Raw genomic sequence first — 21,970 nt, forward strand, 5'->3', positions numbered from 1 at the left:
GGCCTGCCCGGCGCATGTAACTAAATACGTACTTAAACACCAGCGCGGGTCATTTAGCGGAGCGGAGAAAAAGTGCACCCACCCTCACCCAAGCTGAGGTGTATCACGCTTATTGTAATCTCGAACTAACAGACAAACTGCAATTTTACAGCAAACGGCCCGCTGGTTTTTATGTGCCAGCGGGCCGTTTGTTTTATTTTTCCTGCATGAGGAATGGGCGCAGTTCTTCTTCGTCGGGGGTGATGTAGAGAGTCTTTTGGTTCGTGAAGATGACGAAGCCTGGTTTGCTGCCCGAGGGCTTTTTGACGTAGCGGATTTCCGTGTAGTCCACGGGAATTTTGGAGGAGCCCTGGGCTTTGCTGAAGTGGGCGGCAAGGCTGGCGCAGAGCAGGATGTTGTCTTCGCTTACGGGCTCGCCGCCGTTGCGCAAGATGACGTGGGAGCCCGGGATGTTCTGGGTATGGAACCAGGTGTCGTTGAAGCTTGCCGTCTTGCAGGTCAGCTTATCGTTCTGGTAGTTGTTCTTGCCGATGAAGATGTCGATGCCGTCCGGCGTCTGGAAGTGGAAGGGATGGGATGGCTTGTCGTTGTTCTTGCGCTTGAGTTTTTCCCGCAGGTAGCCGCTTTCCACGAGTTCGTTGTGGATCTCGGCGATTTCCCCCAGGCTTTCCGAGGCCAGCAGGGATGCTTCGATGCTTTCAAGATAGGTGATGTTGTCTTCGCATTCGCGGCGCTGGATTCGCAGGAGTTCCTGGGCGCGCTTTAATTTGTCGTATTTCTTGTAGCAGGCCTGCATGTTCTGGATAATCGTATAGCGCTGGTCCAGCGGAATCGTGATGGTCTCGCCAGTTTCGCTGTAGATGTTGGCCACGGTGATTTCGCTGTCTGCATGGTCCTGGAACTGGTACTGATAGGTCATGAGGTTGTCGCCACGAATCCTGTATTCTTCGGCGTTTTCCGCTGCCGCGATTTCCTCGTCGAGTTTCACGAGTTTGTTCTCGGCACGGTTCAGTTCGTTCTTGACGAGTTTTTTGAACCGGTCTTTGTCGGGGTGCACATAGCTGCCTGCAAGCTGGTCGGCCTTTTCCAGCATGGCGCTGATGGTGGGGAAGGTCAGGCTCGTTCCCTCTGGCAGATAGTGGAGGGGAAACGAGCTCATGGCCAGGATTTTTTTGTTTTCACCTAGTACCAGCACAGGAGAAGCCTCCTCGTTGCTGGCGGCGGTGCGGATTTCCATAAGGGCATCCCGGATGGCCGCAAAGTCCACATCTTCAAGGGTGCCGATGCGGGTGCTGGGGGCAAGACCCGCTGAAAAACAGGTTTCCTTGGCCGAGACAGGGCCAAAGCCCATGCAGGCAGCGAGCAGGGCTTTATCGAGACGTTGCTCGCCATCGGTTTTGATGCTGGCCATGATGGCATCGAGGTCTGCGGTAAAGAGGTCGAGTTTATCCTGCCCCGGCGGCAGTTCATAGGCATCGCCAGGCAGGACTGTGCGCACGCGGCTGCTGTTGGTGCCAATCTTGCGCAGGGCGTCGATAATGGTGCCTTCCTGTACGAGGATGATGTTGCTGTATTTGCCCATGAGCTCTAGCACAAGGGTCTTGGTGACAATCTTGCCGCCAGCGGCTAGGGAATCGATATCCATGAGCAGAAGTCGGTCGAGGCCATGCTGGCGGATGGCGGCGATGCGGCCGGTTTCAAGCTGCTTGCGCAGGACCATGCAGAACACCGGCGGCTCGGGCGGGTTCTCGAGATTGCGCGCGAGAAGATGGGCCGAAGGATTCTGGGAGTTGATGGAGATGTGCAGCAGATAGTTCTGTCCGGGTTGACGGATCGACAGGATGATGGACTGTTTGTTTGGCTGCGTGATTTTATCGATGCGCCCGCCAGCAAGGGTCGTGTTGAGCTCCTGGGCGAGGGCATGCATGGAAAAGCCGTCAAGACTCATGATGATGCTCCTTTATAAATCGTAGGGTATAACTTCTAAATTATATCATCATTGGCAGGGCGGGGCAATTCGCAGCAGTCAATTTACGCGGGTGCTCTTGCATAAGATAACGAAAAACAATATAATATTATAATGAGTAACTAGAAACAGGAGGCTGTGTTCGATGAAATTTACGAAATGGCAGGGCTGCGGCAATGACTTTGTGCTTTTTGACTGCCGCGAGCAGGAGCCTGATGATTACGCGGAGCTTTCGCAGAAGGTTTGCGACCGTCATTATGGCATCGGAGCAGACGGTATTCTTGTCGTATTGCCATCGGATAAAGCTGATTTCCGCATGCGCATCTTCAATACGGATGGCAGTGAGGCGGAGATGTGCGGCAATGGTATCCGCTGCTTTGCCCGCTATCTCTACGACTATAGATTGACCAGCAAGACCGAATTCACGGTGGAGACTGGTGCCGGCATCCTCGTGCCGAAGATCATCCTCGCGGGAGATAAAGTAACTGGCGTCCAGGTGGATATGGGCGAGCCGCATCTTTTGGGGCAGGAGATTCCCGTCGCTGGCTTTGACGGCAAGAAGGTCATCGCCGAGCCCATTACGGTGGCTGGCACGACCTATGCGATGACGGGGGTATCGATGGGCAATCCTCATTGCGTCGTCTTTGTGGACGATGCGGAAAGATTCCCCATTGAGAAGCTTGGCTCGCAGTTTGAGCATCATGCGATGTTCCCGCGCAAGACGAATACGGAGTTCGTCGAGGTCAAGGACCGCAGCCATGTGCGCATGCGCGTCTGGGAGCGCGGGGCCGCAATCACGCTGGCCTGCGGCACAGGGTCCTGCGCAACTGTCGTGGCTGGCGTGCTCAACGATAAGATTGACCGCAAGGCTGAGGTTCAGCTCGATGGCGGCAAGTTGATTGTCGAGTGGGCCGAGAATAATCACGTATTCATGACTGGTCCGGCTGAACTCGTGTTCACGGGGCAGTGGAACGGTTGATGAGCAGAAAGAGGCGGTTGGATGCTTAAGAGCATGACGGGATTTGGGGCGGCTGTTGTCGAGACCGAGGACTACAAGGTTTCGGTCGAGATAAAGTCTGTCAACCAGCGGTTCCTCGAAATCAACTTTCATATGGGACGGCAGCTGAGCCAGTGGGAAGATGAGCTGCGCAAGTGCATCAAGAAGGTGGCTGCGCGCGGCAAGATGGATGTTTACATCAACTTTACCGATAAGCGCGAAAGCAAGGCCAGCATCCGGGTAAACAAGGGGCTGGCGCTTGCCTATCAGCAGGCACTCCATGAGATGAGTGATGTGCTCCATCTGGCGCGCCCTGACGATGTGCAGACCTTTGCCGCGTTTCCCGATGTCCTGCAAATCGAGAGTGACAGCGATATTTCGGATTTAAAGCCCCAGCTCTTCCAGGTAATGCAGCAGGCTTTGGCGAATTTTGATGCGATGCGTATTACAGAGGGCAGCAACATCCACAAGGATTTTTGCCTGCGTCTCGAAAACCTTGCGGCGATGCGCGACAAGGTGCGTGAGCTGGCACCGGGCGTGGTGGCAAGCTATCGCGAGCATCTGCACAAGACTATCGCTGATGCCCTGCAGAGCCAGACTTTCGACGAGACAAGGCTCATACAGGAAACGGCTATCTATGCCGACAAGGTGGATATCACCGAAGAAATCGTGCGCCTTGGCAGCCATTTCCAGCAGTTTCGCCAGATTATCGATAGAGCGGCAGAGCCTGTGGGGCGCAAGCTGGATTTCCTGATCCAGGAAATCAACCGCGAGACGAACACCATCGGTTCGAAGGCCAACAGTATGGAGGCCGCGCAGCTGGTGGTGGACATGAAGAGCGAAATCGAGAAACTGCGCGAGCAGGTTCAAAACATCGAATAAGAGGAGGTACCCCCATGGATATCAAACTCATCAATATCGGCTTTGGTAATATCGTATCGGCTAACCGTATCGTGGCCATCGTGAGTCCCGAGTCGGCACCGATAAAGCGCATCATCCAGGAGGCCCGTGATGGCGAGCGCCTGATCGATGCGACCTATGGCCGCCGCACACGAGCTGTCATCATCATGGACAGCGATCATGTCATCCTGTCGGCTGTGCAGCCTGAGACGGTGGCACATCGCGTCGAAGATGATGACGATGCCGAGGTTAAAGCTGAAATCAAAGAGAAAGAAGACGAGACGCAAGAATGAGCAAGGGATTATTGATTGTTGTTTCCGGCCCGTCGGGTACCGGAAAGGGAACGGTCTGCGGAGAACTGCTCGCGCAGACGCCGGAACTTGCCTATTCCATTTCGGCCACGACACGTCAGCCGCGTGAGGGCGAGGTTGAAGGCAAGAATTATTATTTCATGGATAAGGCACAGTTCGAGAAAATGATCGAGGAGGGTGGTTTCCTCGAGTATGCCAATGTCTATGGCAACTACTATGGCACGCCGCTGGGCAAGATTGAGGAGCGCCTCGCCGCTGGTGAGGATATCCTGCTCGAGATCGATACGCAGGGGGCACTCAATGTCATGAAGAAATGCCCGGATGGGCTCTTCATCTTCCTGCTGCCCCCGTCGATTGGCGAGCTTGAACGCCGTATCCGCGGCCGCGGCTCGGAGTCAGCAGAGTCGCTCAAGAAGCGCCTGGGTGCCGCCAGGGAAGAGATTGCCATCGGCCGCCAGTATGGCTATGCCGTAGTCAATGACACGGTACGGCAGGCTGTCAAGCGCATCAAGTGCATCATGACAGCGGAGCATTGCCGTGTAAATATGAACCTAGATAAATTTGAGGAGTTGGAACATAATGAAAGCAAATAACAATCCAGAGATGAGCATGGTCAATCCGTCCACGGATACGCTGATGAAACAGGTGGACAGTCGTTACGGTCTCGTGGTCTGTGCCTCCAAGCGTGCCCGCCAGCTGCTGAGCGGCGAGGAGCTCAAGGAGCTCAAGTCGAAGTCCACGAAGAATGTCACGAATGCGCTCGAGGAGATTGCTGAGGGCAAGATCAACTACAAGATTTCCAAAGCGGACCTCTAAGCCATGGAACTTCAGGGCAAGAAAATCGTCGTTGGCGTGACCGGCGGCATCGCTGCCTACAAGGCAGTCGAGATTGTCAGCCGTCTGCGCAAGGCAGGCGCTGAGGTTCACGTCATCATGACGAAAGAGGCGACGGAGTTCGTCACGGAGCTGACCTTCCGCGAAATCAGCGGCCAGCCTGTGGCCGTCGATATGTGGGAAAAGGTCACGCATTTCAATGTGGAGCACATCGCGCTGGCGCAGCTGGCAGACCTCATGCTGATTGCGCCGGCTACGGCCAACATCATTGCCAAGGCAGCTGTCGGCATCGCCGATGACATGCTCGCGACGACGTTGCTGGCGACAAAGGCGCCTATCTTTATGGCGCCGGCGATGAATACGAACATGTATGAAAATCCCATCACGCAGCGCAATATTGCTGAGCTGAAGTCACGCGGTTTTCATATCATAGAGCCGGCGGAGGGCCATCTTGCCTGCGGTACCAGCGGCAAGGGGCGTTTGCCAGAGCCTGTGGACATCGTGCGCATCGTAAGTGAGGCTTTGACAAGTCAGGAGTTGACTGGTCAAGATTTGACTTGTCAATTGACCGGTCAAAAAATCCTTGTCACGGCTGGCGGCACGATTGAGCCGCTTGACCCTGTGCGCTATATCGGCAACCGGTCGACGGGACGTATGGGCTATGCGGTGGCTGAGGAGGCTGCGCGCCGCGGGGCTGACGTGGTGCTCGTATCGGGGCCAACGTCGCTGAAAGATCCCGATGGTGTCCGCGTCATCCGTATCGAGACGGCGCGGCAGATGCGCGAGGCGGTCTTGCAGGAGTTTCCGACGGCGTCGGCTGTCATCAAGTCAGCGGCCGTTGCAGACTATCGTCCGGCAGCCGTTTCCGAGCAGAAAATCAAAAAGAGTGATGATGATTTGACGCTGCAGCTTGTGCGCAATCCCGATATCTTGTTGGAGCTTGGCCAGATGAAGGAGCATCAAGTGCTCGTCGGCTTTGCGGCTGAGACCTGCCAGGTGGAGGAGTACGCGCGCAAGAAACTGGCGAAAAAGAATCTTGACTTCATCGTAGCCAATGATGTCTCCGAAGCCGATGCGGGCTTTGGTGTCGAGACCAACCGCATCAAGCTTATTGACCGGTCAGGCAAGATGACGCCCTATCCGCTCATGAGCAAGAAGGAATTGGCGGGCATCATTCTCGACCATGTGTCTGCGGCGCTGGGAAAAATCGACAGATGAGAAATGAGGCGGAAGAGGTCTTTTACGACTTCTTCCGTTTCTTTGTGAGGAGATGAATCGGTGTACCTTCACTACTATTGGCTGCGCCTAAAGCATCTGATGCGCTGGTTTGTGTATCATTATGGTAGATTGTTTTTGCTGCTTGCGGCCTGCAATATCCCGACCATGGTGCAGATCGGCATGTTCCAGGAGGAGGCAGTGCCCTTTGCTGGCCGTATGGCGCTGACCTTGGCGGGCATCGTCCGCACGTTGGGCATGGTCTTCCTGCTGACCTTGGCGCTGGGCTGGCTGCCCAAGGTGGTGCAGCGACTGGCTGTGCTGGCAAGTTTCCTGCTGGCACTTGTCGATGGGTTTGCCCTCTATAGCTATCATAATTATCTTGATGAGGGCATGATGCAGGTCATCTTTGAGACGAATCCGCAAGAGGCGCGTGAATACGTGCTGGCCCAGTCGGGGCATCTGGTCGTTTTGCTTGCAGCGGTGGCAGTTGCCTGTTGTCTGCTGCGTTGGGGACGGGGATGGTTTCGCAAGGTCTGGCACAGGGCACAGCCAAGACTTGCGGTGGTGCTGGCCGTTGGCGTCTTCCTGTTTGCTGGTACCGCAGCCTATGCCGGCTCGGAAGCAATGCAGGATGGCATGGATGCGGCGGTATACCTAGGCAAGAATTATCCTCAGCAGTATTCACTGGGGCGGGTGGCCTATATCATCCCCAAGGCCTTTGAGGAAATCGGCTCAGCTGAGTACGTGGACGCTACGCTGGCTGCACAGCCGGTGGAGCTTACCCGGCAGGAAAATGATATCCCGCAGGTCGTGTTCATCCTCGGCGAGTCGACGAGCCGCCATCATATGCAGCTCTATGGCTACGAGCTGCCGACGACGCCACAGCTTGCGGCACGAGCGGCAAAGGGCGAGCTTACGGTGTTTACCGATGTCATCAGCCCGCATGCGGCAACGATGGCCGTCATGAAGACGCTGTTCTGCTTTTATGATCTTTCCCAGGAGCAGGCAGGGGGCGTCTGGTATGAGCAGCTCAATCTCTTTGACATCCTGCGCCGAGCCGGCATTCGCACAGCCTGGGTATCGAATCAGGAGTCGGCGGGCTTTTATGGCAGCATTGGCCGCACGCTGGCGGGGCGCTGTGATGAGCATCGCTTTACCAGCTCGACTTCTCATACGATCGATCTTGTCGAGCGTTATGACGAAGAGGTGCTGCCGTTGCTTGACGACAGCTTGACGCGCAGTGCAGGCCAGAATTTCACGGTGGTGCACCTGATGGGGGCCCATGAGGACTTCAACCGCCGCTATCCCGCGTCATTTGCCCATTTCACTGCCGATGATGAGAGCGGGGAGGGCCGCGCCGTGCGCGCTGAGTATGACAATGCGGTGCTCTACGATGACTACATCGTCGATCAGATCATCCGCCGATTTGAAGCGCAGGATGCCATCGTTATCTTCATCTCGGACCATGGCGAGGAAATCAACGACACGCGCGCGGTGGTTGGCCATGGCGACGAGAGCAGCAGCTGGCAGCGGGATATCCCGATGGTCTGCTGGACCTCGGAGAAGTTCTGCGCCAAGCGTCCGGCACTGGTTGAGCGGCTGGCAATGGCCAGCACGCGGCCCTATATGACTGACGACATGATCCATACATTGCTGGACCTCCTGCAGACGGAAGTGCCGGCCTACCGGCGCGACAAAAGCATCCTGCAGGCAGGATATCTTGGGCAGAAGCGGCTGCTCAAGGGGAAAAAGCCCTATAGATACAGGGGAGAGGACAGAGAACGTGAAGAAAGACTATAAAATGCTGGCGTTGGACTTTGACGGTACGACGCTTGATTCGGCCAAACGATTTCCGGCGGAAATCAGCGCGGCTGTCCATGAACTCAAGGCACGCGGCATCGAGGTAATCGTCTCGAGCGGCCGCGGCAAGGCCGAGCTCAAGGACTATGAGCAGGAACTGGTAGACTTTGACTATGGCGTCATGATCAGCGGCGGCCTCGTCTATGATTTTTGCAGGCACCAGGCCATTTTCCGTCAGCCCATCCCGCAGGCGGCAATCCTTGCGGCTTTTGCTGCGGCAGAACAGGAACAGGCGATGACTCAGCTCCTGACTGTTGACGAGTCCGTGACCCGTGGCAGCCATATCGCGCGCATGGAGGACTTCCATATGGAAATCTACCGTGAGATGTACGAGCGGGTCTGCCGTCAGGAGGAAGACCTCGCGGGCTTTATCGCGGCACAGGCCGGAGAGATTTGCAAGATGAACATCTATCATCGCGATGAAAACTCCCGGCTGCGCAACTATGAGCGGCTCGAAAAGCTTGGGCTTTCGATCACGTTTGCCGAGCAGACATCTTTGGAGCTGTCTGCAAAAGGGATCTCCAAGGCGCACGGGCTCAAGGTCATCTGCGACCACCTCGGCATCAGCACTGACGAGGTCGTGGCCATCGGCGACGCGCCCAATGATGAAGAGGTACTGAAACTTGCAGGGCTTGGCGTTGCCATGGGCAATGCCAGTGAGGAAATCAAAGCCATCAGCGACGTCGTAGTGGCCGACAACGACCATCTCGGTGTGCTGGAGGCCATCAATAAGTTCTTCTAACGAAAGGATGATTACTATGCCAAAATCTATGCCGAAATTCTACAATTCCTTGGTTCAGGCTTGGAACACGATTTTCTTTGCGATGCTGCTGGTCGGCGGCATCTATGCATTCATGTCCGGCCATCCCGTGGCTGGCGTGCTCATGGTCATCGCCGGCGGTTGGGGCGTATGGTTCTGCGGCAAGCAGGTCAACTACCTCATGAATACGAAGGCAGAGGACCTGCCCAAGACCAAGCTTGACGAAAAGCTGGCCGAGCAGACGGCAAAAGCGCTGGAAGCGAACATGAAGAAAGGCGAATAAAGATTGAAGATTGACGAGTCAGCCTGGCGTTGGCTCGTTTTTTCATGCGCAGAAGGAAGACCGCCGCCGAGGCGTCAGCCATATCGATGTGCTGGTGGCGGAAGCAACGGGCTGCATGGACGGGATTGTTTCCTGCATGGAATAATCTGGTAAGTATGTCTGAAAGTGTTTTGTTTTGGGAAAAGAATCGTTACGAATGTCCGCCTGCTAAAAACTCTACTGGATTTTATCGTTGTAACATTGTATAATGTTACATGGTATATAAATTATTTAAAAGGGTGGGAGAATCATGAAATTATCACGCAAGGTAAAACTGCTGGCACTCGGCGTTACGACGATGCTGGCAACGGGAATCATGGCGGGCTGTGGCGGCTCGGAGCAGGCGTCCAGCAGTGGCGGCAAGACCTATAAGATCGGTGTGGTGCAGCTCGTCGAGCACAGTGCCCTTGATGCTGCCAACAAGGGCTTTGTTGATGGTCTCAAGGAACGTGGCTTTGAGGAAGGAAAAAACGTTACCTTTGACCAGCAGAATGCACAGGCTGACCAGTCAAACCTGCAGAACATCGCGCAGCGTTTCGTCAGCGGCAAGATGGATCTGATCTGCGCGATCGCTACGCCGGCTGCCCAGTCGATTGCCAACGCGACGAAGGATATCCCCATCCTCGGCACGGCCATCACGGACTATGTGGGTGCAAAGCTCGCAGCCAGCAACGACAAGCCTGGTGCTAATGTCTCGGGCACCAGCGATATGAACCCCATCAAGGAGCAGGTTGATCTCCTGATGAAGCTTTGCCCGAACGCCAAGACTATCGGCGTCATCTACTGCTCGAGCGAGGTCAACTCCGAGGTGCAGGTCAAGGCAATGACGGAGTATGCAGCCTCCAAGGGGCTGACGGTCAAGACGGCGACAATCTCGACGGTCAACGATATCCAGCAGGCGGCGCAGAGCCTTGTTGGCGCTGTGGATGCCTTCTATGTTCCGACGGATAACGTCATCGCCTCGGCTATGCCGACTCTTGTAGCCATCACGGATGCGGCCAAGAAGCCGGTCATCTGCGGTGAGCCGAACATGGTCAAGGCCGGCGGCCTGGCTACCTATGGCATCGACTACTACAAGCTTGGTGTCCAGACGGGCCACATGGCAGCCGATGTCCTCGAAGGCAAAGCGAAACCGGCTGATATGCCAATCCAGACGGCTAAGGATCTCAAGGTCGTAATCAACAAGAAGAATGCTGCAGCACTTGGCATCACGCTGCCGGAGGATGTCCTCAAAGGGGCGGAAGTCATCGAGTAAGTAATTCATGGATATAGGAAGGAGCGCAGGCCAGTGCAGTTCTGCTGCATCAGCCGCGCTCTTTTTGCTACAACGTCTAGGTAATAGGAGATGCAATTATGGATTTAGTAATCGCTACGGTCTCGCAGGGAATGCTATGGGCGCTGCTGGCTATCGGCGTCTATCTGACCTTCCGCGTGCTCGACATTGCTGACCTCACGGTGGAGGGCAGTTTTCCCCTTGGTGCAGCCACGGCAGCGTCGATGATTGTCGCCGGAGCCCATCCGCTGATGGCCATCGTGGCTGCCTGCCTGGCGGGGATGCTCGCCGGTGTGGTCACAGGCTTTCTCTGCACGAAACTCAAGATTCCGGCACTGCTCGCAGGTATCCTTACGATGATTGCCCTTTATTCGGTCAATCTGCGCATCATGGGCAAGGCCAATCTGCCGTTGTTGCAGCAGGATACGGTCTTTACTCTCTGGAATGTCGGCGGACTTGACAAATCAATGACGACGCTGGTCATCGGCACGGTCATCGTGCTGGTGGTGGCACTGCTCAATTACTGGTTTTTCGGCACGGAGCTTGGCACGGCGGTGCGGGCGACGGGATTCAATCCACATATGATCCGCGCCAACGGCATCAATACGGATAACATGATTGTCTTGGGGCTCTTGCTGTCCAATGGTCTTGTGGCCATTTCGGGGGCACTGGTCGCCCAGAGCAATGGCTTTGCCGATGTGGGTATGGGCGTTGGCACCATCGTCATCGGCTTGGCCTCGGTCATCATCGGCGAGGTGCTTTTTGGCACGCGCAGCTTCAAGAACTGCCTGATTTCCGTCATCCTCGGCTCGATCGTCTACCGTGCCGTCATTGCTATCGTCTTGCAGATGGGCATGCCGCCCAATGATCTCAAGCTGTTCACGGCAATCCTCGTCGCTCTGGCGCTGTCGCTGCCGCTCTTGCAGGCGCGCTGGAACAAGTTCCGGAAGGGGGCACACTGATGCTGCATATCGAAAATATTTCCAAGACCTTCAATCCGGGGACCATCACGGAGAAATTGGCCCTGCATAACGTGAGCCTGCATCTGGCACCGGGAGATTTTGTCACGGTCATCGGCGGCAACGGCGCGGGCAAATCGACGCTGATGAACTCGATTGCCGGCACATATCCGGTGGACGAGGGCAGCATCATGATCGATGGCACCGACATCACCAAATGGCCCGAGCATAAGCGCGCCAAGTATATCGGCCGCGTGTTCCAGGACCCGATGATGGGCACGGCAGCGGGCATGATGATAGAGGAAAATCTTGCGATTGCTGAGCGGCGCGGTCTGACGCCGACGCTGCGCTGGAGCTCCTCGGCTGATGGCCGCGAACATTTCCGCAAGCTCCTGAAGGGGCTCGACCTTGGCCTTGAGGATCGGCTCGAATCAAAAGTCGGCCTGCTCTCGGGCGGCCAGCGTCAGGCGCTGACGCTGCTGATGGCGACGATGGCGCAGCCGAAACTTCTGCTGCTCGACGAGCATACGGCAGCGCTGGATCCGAAGACCGCCGAGAAGGTGCTGGCGCTGACGGAAAAGATTGTGGCCCAGCAGCACCTCACGACTCTCATGATTACCCATAACATGCGCGATGCTTTGAAATACGGCAACCGCCTCATCATGATGTATGAGGGCCATATCCTGTTCGATGTCGACAGTGAGAAGAAAAAGACCCTGGGCATCAAAGACCTGCTCGAGATGTTCGAGCAGGCAGCGGGCAGTGAGCTCAGTAGTGACAGCCTGCTGCTCAGCTGAGTTATCTGGTATAGGAAACGGCGCCTGACCAATCAAATGACTGGTCAGGCGCCGTTTCATTTATAATGTAGTCTTTTTTTCTGTTTCGAGTTCTGTCTGCCGCATGATATCCTGCGCGGAGGGGCTGAGGTCCAGGACAGCTGCCTGGCCAAAGCGCCGGTTCATTTCAGCATCGGAAGGTGGTGCAAGCTGGGCACTTGGCCTTGCCGAGTCTTCGGCCAGCAAGGAGCTGAGTTTCGTATCAATCGACTCGACTTTTGCCTGCAGGTTTGCAATCTCCGCAGCATTCGACTCGCTATCCGCAGCGGTTAGCTGGTTGATTTGGTTTTCATAGCTGTTCTTCTCGGCGGCAAGTTTCTGCTGCAGATCGCCGCCTGCGTGGATTGGTGGTTGGTTGCCTGGTGCTTGGTAGGCAGACAGCACCTCGGCTACGCGATAATTTCCCTGAATCGTTGTCATAAGGTTCCCTGTTCTTCTGAATCCTTCGCATGTATTTCAATCCCTTTCCATTAGCAAGATAGTATCATAAGGATAGCAGCTTGTATATAGGCGCAGATTGCTGTGCACGAGCTCGTCAACATTATTTTTTAATTAGAAAGATGGGCGGCGCTGGCTTGATTTATGAATACGATTCAGAAAAATATCTTGACTTTATACCGGCAGTAGCGTATGATGAATGTAACAAAGCTGAATATGAACTCATCCAGAGCAGTGGAGGGAATGGCCCGATGAAACTGCGGCAACCATTGATGCAAGTCAAAACGGTGCCAATTCCTTTAGGTTTTACCTATAAGATGAGAGTTAGGAAATCAAAGCTCTCGTTTTAACGAGGGCTTTTTCTTATGAATCGGAACGTTTGAGGCTATTCAGCAAAGATAAAGGAACTACTAGGGAGGTAGATTAAATTGAGTAAGAAACGTATGCTTTTTACGTCGGAGTCGGTAACCGAAGGTCATCCGGATAAGATGGCTGACCAGATCTCAGACAGCATCCTCGATGCCATCCTGGCTGAGGATCCGATGGGACGCGTTGCCTGCGAGACCATGGTGACGACGGGACAGGTTCATGTGGTCGGCGAGATTTCGACGAAGTGCTATGTGGATATTCCGAAAATCATCCGCGACACGGTTAAGGAAATCGGCTATACGCGTGCCAAATACGGCTTTGATGCGGATACCTGCGGCATTCTCGTATCCCTTGACGAGCAGTCGCCGGATATTGCCCAGGGTGTCAACGAGGCCATCGAATCCCGTGAAGGCGAGATGGACGCAGCTGAGGCCATCGGTGCTGGCGACCAGGGCATGATGTTCGGTTATGCCACCAACGAGACGCCGGAATTCATGCCGCTGCCGATTGCGCTGGCTCATCGTCTGGCCCGTCGCCTGACGGAAGTCCGCAAGAACGGCACGCTGCCGTATCTCCGTCCGGATGGCAAGACTCAGGTCACGATTGCCTATGAGGATGGCAAGGCAGTAGCTGTTGAGACCATCGTTATCTCGACCCAGCACGACGAGGAGGTAACCCTCGAGCAGATTCGCAAGGACCTCATCGAGCATGTCATCAAAGCAGTCGTTCCGGCTGAGCTCCTCAAAGAGGATACGAAAATCTTCATCAACCCGACGGGCAAGTTCGTCATCGGCGGCCCGCAGGGCGACTCGGGCCTCACGGGCCGCAAGATCATCGTCGACACCTATGGCGGCTGGGCCCGTCATGGCGGCGGTGCTTTCTCGGGTAAAGACCCCACGAAGGTTGATCGCAGTGCCGCCTATGCTGCCCGTTATGTGGCCAAGAACGTTGTTGCTGCAGGTCTTGCGGACAAGTGCGAGGTTCAGCTGGCTTACGCCATCGGCGTAGCTTATCCGGTATCGATCATGATCGACACCTTCGGTACGCACAAGATTGCGGAGGAGAAGATCGAAGAGATCGTAAGCCGCAACTTCGATCTGCGTCCGGCTGGCATCATCAAGATGCTCGACCTGCGCCGTCCAATCTACAAGCAGACGGCTGCTTACGGCCACTTTGGCCGCACGGATGTTGACCTGCCGTGGGAGCACACGGATAAGGCTGACGTGCTGAAGAAAGAAGCAGGACTCTAAGGATACAGCAGGGCTCCCTCATAAAGGGAGCCTTTTGCTATTTTTATCTGTCTGTCAGGGTGTCAAGGAAAATACCTGTACAATGCGGTAAAAAGTTATTGACAACTCAGACGGTCAATATTAAAATTAGATTGTTGCTTTACGATACGAGTAATGTAATATGTAAGAGAGGATGGATACCAAAGCGTATCCCTTTTTATTTATAGGAGGCAGATTACACAGAATGAGTATGATGACCAATGACAAGCTGAGAAATATTGCAATTATCGCCCACGTCGACCATGGTAAGACGACGCTGGTCGATGCAATGCTCAAGCAGAGTCACGTTTTCCGTTCCAATGAGCAGGTTGCAGAGCGTGTCATGGACTCCGGCGATATCGAGCGTGAGCGCGGTATCACGATCCTGTCCAAGAACACGGCAATCATGTACAACGACATCAAGATCAACATCGTTGATACGCCGGGCCATGCGGATTTCGGTGGCGAGGTTGAGCGTGTCCTGAACATGGTTGATGGTGTCGTTCTGCTCGTCGATGCATTCGAGGGCCCGATGCCGCAGACGAAATACGTTCTGCGCAAGGCACTCGAGCAGGGCCTCAAGCCAATCGTTGTCATCAACAAGATCGATAAACCGAACCAGCGCGTAGACGACGTTTACGATGAAGTCCTCGAGCTCTTCATGGAGCTCGATGCCGATGACGATCAGCTCGACTTCCCGGTCATCTATGCTACGGCCCGCGATGGTGTCGCTAAGTACAAGATGGAAGACGACAATGCAGATCTTACGCCGCTGATGGAGACGATTGTCAAAGAGATTCCGGCACCGAAAGGCGATCCGGAGGCTCCGCTGCAGATGATGGTCACGACGCTCGAGTCTGATTCCTTCGTTGGCCGCGTGGCTATCGGCCGCATCATCCGCGGTACGGCGAAAACGAACCAGAATGTCGTTCTCATCAATGGCGATCAGACGATCAAAGCCAAAATCGGTAAAGTTTTCGTTTACCAGGGCCTCAAACGCGTTGAGACCGAGTCGGCCAGCATGGGCGACATCGTTGCACTGACGGGCCTCGGCGATGTTTCCATCGGCTACACGGTTGCCGATGCCGAGAATCCGGAGGCTCTGCCGACGATCAACATCGACGAGCCGACGCTTTCCATGACCTTTGGTGTCAACACGAGCCCGTTCGCAGGCCGTGAGGGTGAGTTCGTTACGTCCCGCCATCTGCGCGATCGTCTGTTCAAAGAGATTGAGACGAACGTTGCCATGAAGGTCGAAGAGACGGATTCTGCCGATGTATTCAAAGTTTCCGGTCGTGGTGAGCTGCATCTGTCCATCCTCATCGAGACGATGCGCCGTGAGGGCTATGAGCTGCAGGTCGGTAAACCGGAAGTTGTTTACAAGACCATCAACGGTCAGCTCTGCGAGCCAATTGAGAACCTGACGGTCGAGGTACCGCAGGAGTTCATGGGCGCTGTCATGGAAGGCCTCGGCACCCGTAAGGCTGAGCTCGTCAACATGACGGAGACGGCTGGTTACATGCGCCTTGAGTTCACGATCCCGGCCCGCGGCCTGATCGGTTTCCGTTCCGAGCTCCTCACGAGCACGAAGGGCAACGGTATCATGAACCATGTCTTCCACGGCTATGCTCCGTACAAAGGCGACATCCCGGGCCGTACCCGCGGTTCCCTGGTTGCTTTCGAGCAGGGCGAGACGACGGGCTATGGTATCTTCACGCTGCAGGATCGCGGCACGATGTTCGTCGGCCCGGGCGAGGCTGTCTACGAGGGCATGATCGTCGGTGAGAACTCCCGCGAGAACGATATCGACATCAACCCGTGCAAGAAGAAGAACGTATCCAACATGCGTACGTCCTCTTCGGATGAAGCTATCCGCATCACGCCGCCGCGAATCCTTTCCCTGGAGCAGGCTATCGAGTACATCAACAGCGATGAGCTGGTTGAGGTTACGCCGGAGCACGTCCGTCTGCGCAAGTCCATCCTTGACCGCACGATTCGTGGCCGTAACGCCAAGAACGCTCGCAAAGGTTAATCTTAGCTAAAAGATTATAATAACATTACAATTAGGAAGTCCTGCTGGAAAAATATATTTTTTTCCAGCAGGACTTTTGCATTTTACCAAGAATTATGATATCATGTGGATAGTTAAACTATCAAATGAATATGATTCAATAGAGAATTTCGTTGGATTGGATTTATAACAGTTAAGATTGATTTGGAAGGACGATAATCATGGGAGCAGGGGCAGTAATTAAGGACAAGATCAAGCAGTTGCAGGATCTGCTGATGCCGATAGAGTACGTTGACGATTTCGAGGAGGATTTCGTCGAGGAACAGAAGTCTTCGCAGAAGAAGGCTGCATCGGCAACGCAGGAGCGCGTAGCGAGCTACGATGAGGAAATCAAGGTTTCCAATGGCGGTTCGTACCATGTGAGCCGTCCGAAGTATACGACAGGTTCCTACCAGAGCCAGCAAGAGAAGAGCCGCCCGCAGCTGACGGTCCATACGACCAAGAAGATGGCGCTCAAGGTGCAGATTTATGCGCCGACTAATTTCGACCAGGTAACTGGTATCGCCGACGACCTCAAAGAGGGCAAGGCCTGCGTCGTCAACTATGAGAAGATCGAGGCAACGGAGCAGCGCCGTATCTGCGATTTCGTCAATGGTGTCTGCTATGTGCTCGATGGCTGCGCGAAGCGCGTCACGGGGCAGATCGTGCTGTATGTTCCGGCTGGCGTTGATGTTGCCGAGGCTATGACGGTAGCAATGCCGGAGTGATTACTGCCCGCAGTTTGTGATTTTATTTGTTAATGAGACCAGGCAGTCTATGGAGACTGTCTGGTTTTTATTTTTTAAGTTAGTGAGGGGTTTCAATGGAACAGAACAATGAGATTTTAGACGGCGTATTGGACGAGTTTGCAAAACTTGCAGCTATCCCACGTAAATCTGGCCATGAGCAGGCAGTCAGTGACTTCCTGAAGAAATATCTGACCGATGCTGGTTTCCGTGTCGTGCAGGACGAGAAGAACAACATCATCGCCGACAAGCCGGCCTGCAAAGGTTTTGAGAAGGCACCGCTGACAATCCTGCAGGGCCATATGGATATGGTCTGCGTCGCCGAGGAGGGCTATGCCTACGATCCACTCAAGGATCCCATCAAGCTCGTGCGCGGCGAGAAGTTCCTCGAGGCTGAGGGCACGAGCCTCGGCGCCGATGACGGTATCGGCGTGGCTGAGGCCGTGTATATCATGAAGAATGCCAAGGATCATGGACCGCTGCGCATGATCGTGACGGTCGATGAGGAGCAGGGCATGACCGGTGCCATCCACCTTGGTGCCGAGCATCTGCAGGATGCCAGCTTCCTCATCAACTGCGACTCGGAGAACTACGATGAGCTGACCGTCGGCAGCGCAGGTAGCATCAATCTGGATTTCTCCCGCGAGATTGCACGTGAGGAGGCTGCGCAGGCAAATAGCTGGAAAATCGAGGTCAAAGGCCTCTTGGGCGGCCATTCGGGCGAGCGCATCGGCGATGGTCGTGGCAATGCCATCCGCACGTTAGCGCTGGCACTGCTCGCTTTGCAGGCTAAAGGCACTGTGGAACTGGCAGACTTCCGGGGCGGCAAGGCACGCAATGCCATCCCTGATGCTGCAGCTGCGGTCATCGTAACAGATCTTGATCACCAGGCTGTGGCTGAGGTGCTGGCGGCAGAGAAGGCACGCTTTATGCAGAACTACGGCACAGTTGACCCGGATATGGACTTCGTTCTGACGGCAGCCAACAAACCAGTGGCTGTACTCAAGGCTGGCGATGCCCAGCGACTGCTCCGCCTGCTGACCATCCTGCATACGGGTGTCTATGCGATGTCGACGGTCATTCCGGGACTGGTGGAGACGTCGGCGAACCTCGGCGTTGTAGCGATGGACGAGAATAGTGTCAATGTCCAGTTCTTCCCGCGTTCGGCCATTGACGGCAAGAACGATGAGTTCGCGCTGATGGCACAGGAATATGCGGCACTGACGGGCTTTACGGCACATATCGGCACGAAATCCCCGGGCTGGAAGGAAAACAAGGACAGCAAGCTCGCCAAGATCATGGCTGAGACGTTCAAGGCACAGAACGGCAAGGACATGAAGGTCGAGACCATCCATGCTGGCCTCGAGTGCGGCTGGCACTTCCTCAAGAACCCGCAGCTTGACATGGTATCGATTGGCGTCACGACCATCGACATCCACAGCCCGAACGAGCGCTTGCTGCTTGAGACGGTAAAACCGCAGGTTGACCTCATTGTCGAGACCCTGCATAAGATTGCAAAACTCTAAGCGTGTTTTCGCAGAATATTGATGGAGCATGGAGCCCACTGATGCAAGGAGCGTCAGTGGGCTTTTTCGATTTGTTCGTGTATGTATGATTTACGATTTGTGATTTTTGATTCCAAGGAGATTTCCCGTAGCAGGGAGAACTATAGGTAAGGGTATCTGTACTTGATGAGGAGTGATGAAAATGTTAAGCAGGCGTTCTTTTATTCGCAATTTAGTGGTCGGTCTTGGGGCGCTGACCTTTGGCGGTTGGCAAAGGCTGGTCAGTGCCGAGGGGCGGGGGTATTACCGGATTGTCGTGCTTGGCGACCCGCATCTGCCAGTGCGCGTGGCTGAGCATACGGATGTCAAGGAACAGCAGAAAATCATGGCGGCCAAGGACGATGTGATTGCCGATATCAATGGCTGGGAGGATGTGTCAGCCGTCGCTGTGGTGGGCGATATTGTCGCGCGACGGGCTGTGCAGTCTGAATATGAGTATATCCACTCGTTCTTTGGCAAACTAAAGAAAAAACTCTGGGTCGTCAACGGCAATCATGAGTTCCTCTACGAAGATGATCTGCAGCCCAATGGCAAGCTGAAAGTAGCCAGCCTTGCGACTTGGCGCAGGAAACTTGCTTATTTTGCTGCGTTCTGGCAGCTGCCGCGGCGCTGGTATGCCAAAGACCTTGGCCGGTATCATCTGATTTTCCTGTCGACGGAGGGACCGCTGCCCACGCAGATTGGCGAGGAGCAGCTTGACTGGTTCCGTCGGGAGCTTTCTAGGCACCGCGATAAGATCACGCTGGTCTTTTTCCACGGGCCGCTTAATCATACGCTGCGGACGTATAAGAAATCCATCAATACCGAAAAGACGATAGCTATGCCTGCCGCTGCAATCGATGCTATCCTGGCCGAAAATCCGCAGGTAAAGCTATGGGTATCGGGGCATACGCATACGCCCTGCCGCAATCCGAGCTACGCCGATATGGAGGTCAATCACTACAATGCGCATACCTATAACATCCATAACGATTGCATGGACAAGAAAAAGATAACGACCAATTCCATCTACTTATATGAAGACCACATCGAAGTCCGTACCTTCGACCATAAGCATAAAAAATGGCTAACAGAATTTGACCGGTCATTTTGACTTGTCAGATCCTGTTAGCCAGGGCATGTTCTTATTTTTTCGCCAGCACGAAGACGGTGCCCAGGATGAGGGCTGTGCCGAGGTAATCCATTGGGGCAAAGCTGGCATGCAGGAAGAGCATCGAGAGGATGATGGCAGACAGCGGCTCGATGGAGCCGAGGAGACTGGTTTCGGTGGGGGAAATGTATTTGATGCTGCCCAGGTAGCAGCCGAAGGCTATGACCGTGCCAAAGAGGATGATGTAGGCGTAGTTGATGGCTGCTAGAGTGCTCCAGCTGCCAGAAAACTGCCAGGGAGGACAGATGGGCATCAGGGCAAGGCCGCCCAGCAGCATGCCCAAGCCGGTAATCAGCGTGGCCCGCCATTTGCGGATAAGGCGTTTGGGCTGGGTGGTGTAGAAGGCAGCGGCAAAAGCGGAGCCAAGCCCCCAGAGCAGTGCGGCAAGCGGAATCGACAGTGTATCGAGCTGCCCATGGGTGACCAGCAGGAATGTACCGCCTACGGCCATCGCCACGCAGAGGAATTCGCGGCGGGGCGGTATCTTGCGGGTGGAGAGGGCTGTATAGCCGATGATTATCACGGGCATCAAGTATTGCAGGATGGTAGCTGCGGCGGCATTGCCCTGCTGGATGCAGGCAAAATACGTATATTGTACGGCCAGCATGCCGAAGATGGCAAATAGCAGCACGTCGTGCCTGTCCGCCTTGTCTTTCCAGATGGACAGGATATTTTGCCGGTAGCAGCTGTAATCGATGAGCAGGAACAGACAGCCAGCAAGCAGCATGCGGGATACCACGAGCCAGGCCGTAGAAAAGCCGCAATCTTGCAGCAGGTATTGTCCCGCCACACCGCTGCCGCCCCACATCGAGGCGCCGAGGCAGACCATGAGCAGGCCTTGTTTTCGTTTTGTCAAATCTTCATCCCCTTAGCAGGCAGATACCTTGTGGTTAAAAAGTGCCACTTCTTTCGCAAAAGGCGATTACGCGTCATTGCGAAAGAAGTGGCATTTCGTTTATTTTTTCTTTGGATATACGCCGATGGTCAGTTCATTGATAAGCGGCAGCTTTTCGCCAAGCTTGCGGCAGAGGATTGCGCCGAGCATGGCGAGGATAAGAGTTGCAAAGTAGAAGCCAATGGCAATCGGTGCGGTCATGATGCGGCCGCTGTGTTGCAGCATCATGCCAAGATAGGTGATGGCCAGTGGATGGGCCAGATAGGCAAAATAGGAATGCTTGCCGAGCTGGTGCAGCAGCGGATTGAGGAAGCCCGGATAGCTTTGGTAGGTGAAAACCATAAAGAAGAACAGCGATGCTGCGATGGTGTAGAAGATGCCCGCTGGGCAGAGCTGATGCGCCGTGTTGATGGCCTCAAGCGGCGTGTAGCCGGTCTTATCGATCAGCTTGTAGTAGTAGCCCATGAGGGCGGTAAAGCTTACCCAGAAGAAGGTCGTGATGCCAAGGGCGTGCTTTTTCATGAAGTTCATGAAGGCATCGATATGGACGGCCAGATAGCCGCCGAGCACGAAGATGAACACGTAGTGCATGACCCAGTAGTTCAAGCGGTACATCAGGAATGGTTTGAGGATTGATCCGTCAGGCAGTCCGTAGACAAAGAGATTGAAACTCGTAGAGAAGCTGGACCAGTAGTCAAAGCCAATCTGGGCGAGCAGCAAAAGCGCAAGGCTTGCGATTCCTGCGCGGCGTACCATCCAAATCCAAAGTGGCATCAGGAGGTAGAACCAGAGCAGGATGACAAGGAAATAGAGCTGGTACTTTGCATTGCCGAAGAACAAGAGGACGATGAGATGCAGCGGATCGGGAAAGCCCACACCGTAGAGCCAGCCATCGTGCAAAAGGTAGAGGAAGGACCAGACGAGATATGGGATTAGCACCGTCTTGAAACGCCGTTTCATAAAAAAGCGGAAGTCAAAAGGGGCGTTAAGGTCGAGATTGTAGAACAGGCCGAAGGCGGAAATGAAGAAGAAAATCGGTACGCTGAATCGCGTGGCGACTTCAAAGAGGGCGACGAGGTCGATGTTGGCAGCGGTGTTGCCAAGGTATTGGGAACCAACATGGATACCGATGACACCCATCATAGAGATTCCGCGGATATATTCGATGGCAGCCAAGCGCGGCTTGCGCGGGCGGGCTGCTGTTGCTGCTTGTTCTTGCACTTGCATGAAAGTAAAGACTCCTTACTGATTGT

At 54.7% G+C, this 21,970-nt stretch carries 22 protein-coding genes and 1 riboswitch; of the genes, 18 read left to right on the forward strand and 4 right to left on the reverse strand.

Annotated features, from left to right (window positions below; all coding sequences use genetic code 11):
- Positions 1–193: 193 nt before the first annotated feature.
- Entirely contained in the window at positions 194–1,948 is a 1,755-nt protein-coding gene (locus tag BM322_RS00005; RefSeq protein ID WP_075427873.1) for an NFACT family protein, read from the reverse strand.
- A gap of 163 nt (positions 1,949–2,111) precedes the next feature.
- Between BM322_RS00005 and dapF the strand changes: the two genes are divergently transcribed.
- The 13 genes from dapF (at position 2,112) to BM322_RS00065 (ending at position 12,197) form a co-directional block, all read left to right on the forward strand.
- Positions 2,112–2,945, forward strand: a complete 834-nt coding sequence (dapF, locus tag BM322_RS00010) for a diaminopimelate epimerase (RefSeq protein WP_075427874.1) — start codon at positions 2,112–2,114, stop codon at positions 2,943–2,945.
- A 21-nt stretch (positions 2,946–2,966) separates the two neighbouring features.
- Positions 2,967–3,845: a YicC/YloC family endoribonuclease gene (locus BM322_RS00015; protein ID WP_075427875.1), complete on the forward strand. Its 879-nt coding sequence runs from the start codon at positions 2,967–2,969 to the stop codon at positions 3,843–3,845.
- A 14-nt stretch (positions 3,846–3,859) separates the two neighbouring features.
- Positions 3,860–4,156, forward strand: coding sequence for an extracellular matrix/biofilm regulator RemA (remA, locus tag BM322_RS00020; RefSeq protein WP_075427876.1), 297 nt, complete (start codon positions 3,860–3,862; stop codon positions 4,154–4,156).
- A complete protein-coding gene (gene gmk / locus BM322_RS00025; protein WP_075427877.1) occupies positions 4,153–4,767 on the forward strand; it encodes a guanylate kinase in 615 nt (204 codons plus the stop codon). The genes remA and gmk overlap by 4 nt, the downstream gene beginning before the upstream one ends.
- Positions 4,754–4,990, forward strand: coding sequence for a DNA-directed RNA polymerase subunit omega (gene rpoZ, locus BM322_RS00030; RefSeq protein ID WP_318254475.1), 237 nt, complete (start codon positions 4,754–4,756; stop codon positions 4,988–4,990). Before gmk ends, rpoZ begins: the two co-directional genes overlap by 14 nt.
- A 3-nt stretch (positions 4,991–4,993) precedes the next feature.
- Entirely contained in the window at positions 4,994–6,226 is a 1,233-nt protein-coding gene (gene coaBC / locus BM322_RS00035) for a bifunctional phosphopantothenoylcysteine decarboxylase/phosphopantothenate--cysteine ligase CoaBC (RefSeq protein ID WP_075427878.1), read from the forward strand.
- 60 nt (positions 6,227–6,286) lie between these two features.
- On the forward strand, positions 6,287–8,026 hold the full coding sequence (locus BM322_RS00040; RefSeq protein ID WP_075427879.1) for a phosphoethanolamine transferase: 1,740 nt from the start codon (positions 6,287–6,289) through the stop codon (positions 8,024–8,026).
- A complete protein-coding gene (locus tag BM322_RS00045; RefSeq protein WP_143102134.1) occupies positions 8,010–8,828 on the forward strand; it encodes a Cof-type HAD-IIB family hydrolase in 819 nt (272 codons plus the stop codon). The genes BM322_RS00040 and BM322_RS00045 overlap by 17 nt, the downstream gene beginning before the upstream one ends.
- A gap of 16 nt (positions 8,829–8,844) precedes the next feature.
- Positions 8,845–9,129, forward strand: coding sequence for a hypothetical protein (locus BM322_RS00050; RefSeq protein WP_075427881.1), 285 nt, complete (start codon positions 8,845–8,847; stop codon positions 9,127–9,129).
- Between the two features lie 10 nt (positions 9,130–9,139).
- The gene (locus BM322_RS13730) at positions 9,140–9,274 is read left to right on the forward strand and encodes a hypothetical protein (protein WP_318254476.1); all 135 of its coding nucleotides are present in this window, start codon (positions 9,140–9,142) and stop codon (positions 9,272–9,274) included.
- A 144-nt stretch (positions 9,275–9,418) separates the two neighbouring features.
- On the forward strand, positions 9,419–10,423 hold the full coding sequence (locus BM322_RS00055) for an ABC transporter substrate-binding protein (RefSeq protein ID WP_075427882.1): 1,005 nt from the start codon (positions 9,419–9,421) through the stop codon (positions 10,421–10,423).
- Positions 10,424–10,521: 98 nt separating this feature from the next.
- Positions 10,522–11,403, forward strand: a complete 882-nt coding sequence (locus BM322_RS00060) for an ABC transporter permease (RefSeq protein ID WP_075427883.1) — start codon at positions 10,522–10,524, stop codon at positions 11,401–11,403.
- Complete coding sequence (locus BM322_RS00065; protein ID WP_075427884.1) at positions 11,403–12,197, forward strand: ABC transporter ATP-binding protein; 795 nt, start codon at positions 11,403–11,405, stop codon at positions 12,195–12,197. The genes BM322_RS00060 and BM322_RS00065 overlap by 1 nt, the downstream gene beginning before the upstream one ends.
- Before the next feature lie 60 nt (positions 12,198–12,257).
- On the opposite strand, the gene BM322_RS00070 is transcribed toward BM322_RS00065, so the two are convergent.
- Positions 12,258–12,656: a hypothetical protein gene (locus tag BM322_RS00070; protein ID WP_075427885.1), complete on the reverse strand. Its 399-nt coding sequence runs from the start codon at positions 12,654–12,656 to the stop codon at positions 12,258–12,260.
- 237 nt (positions 12,657–12,893) lie between these two features.
- Positions 12,894–12,998, forward strand: a riboswitch (SAM riboswitch).
- A 119-nt stretch (positions 12,999–13,117) separates the two neighbouring features.
- Between BM322_RS00070 and metK the strand changes: the two genes are divergently transcribed.
- The 5 genes from metK (at position 13,118) to BM322_RS00095 (ending at position 19,765) form a co-directional block, all read left to right on the forward strand.
- On the forward strand, positions 13,118–14,293 hold the full coding sequence (gene metK, locus BM322_RS00075) for a methionine adenosyltransferase (RefSeq protein WP_075427886.1): 1,176 nt from the start codon (positions 13,118–13,120) through the stop codon (positions 14,291–14,293).
- A gap of 229 nt (positions 14,294–14,522) precedes the next feature.
- Positions 14,523–16,343: a translational GTPase TypA gene (gene typA, locus BM322_RS00080; protein ID WP_075428425.1), complete on the forward strand. Its 1,821-nt coding sequence runs from the start codon at positions 14,523–14,525 to the stop codon at positions 16,341–16,343.
- Positions 16,344–16,543: 200 nt separating this feature from the next.
- Positions 16,544–17,089: a cell division protein SepF gene (locus BM322_RS00085; protein WP_075427887.1), complete on the forward strand. Its 546-nt coding sequence runs from the start codon at positions 16,544–16,546 to the stop codon at positions 17,087–17,089.
- A 95-nt stretch (positions 17,090–17,184) separates the two neighbouring features.
- Positions 17,185–18,633, forward strand: coding sequence for a beta-Ala-His dipeptidase (gene pepD, locus BM322_RS00090; protein ID WP_075427888.1), 1,449 nt, complete (start codon positions 17,185–17,187; stop codon positions 18,631–18,633).
- Between the two features lie 181 nt (positions 18,634–18,814).
- The gene (locus BM322_RS00095; RefSeq protein ID WP_075427889.1) at positions 18,815–19,765 is read left to right on the forward strand and encodes a metallophosphoesterase; all 951 of its coding nucleotides are present in this window, start codon (positions 18,815–18,817) and stop codon (positions 19,763–19,765) included.
- 31 nt (positions 19,766–19,796) lie between these two features.
- Here the strand turns inward: BM322_RS00095 and BM322_RS00100 are convergent, their stop codons facing one another.
- Positions 19,797–20,678, reverse strand: coding sequence for a DMT family transporter (locus BM322_RS00100; protein WP_082334254.1), 882 nt, complete (start codon positions 20,676–20,678; stop codon positions 19,797–19,799).
- Positions 20,679–20,777: 99 nt separating this feature from the next.
- Positions 20,778–21,944 (reverse strand): acyltransferase, encoded by a 1,167-nt coding sequence (locus tag BM322_RS00105; protein ID WP_075427891.1) that lies wholly within the window; start codon positions 21,942–21,944, stop codon positions 20,778–20,780.
- Between the last annotated feature and the right edge of the window lie 26 nt (positions 21,945–21,970).

It is taken from the genome of Selenomonas sp. GACV-9, assembly GCA_900116485.1.
Lineage (GTDB): Bacteria > Bacillota > Negativicutes > Selenomonadales > Selenomonadaceae > Selenomonas_A > Selenomonas_A ruminantium_G.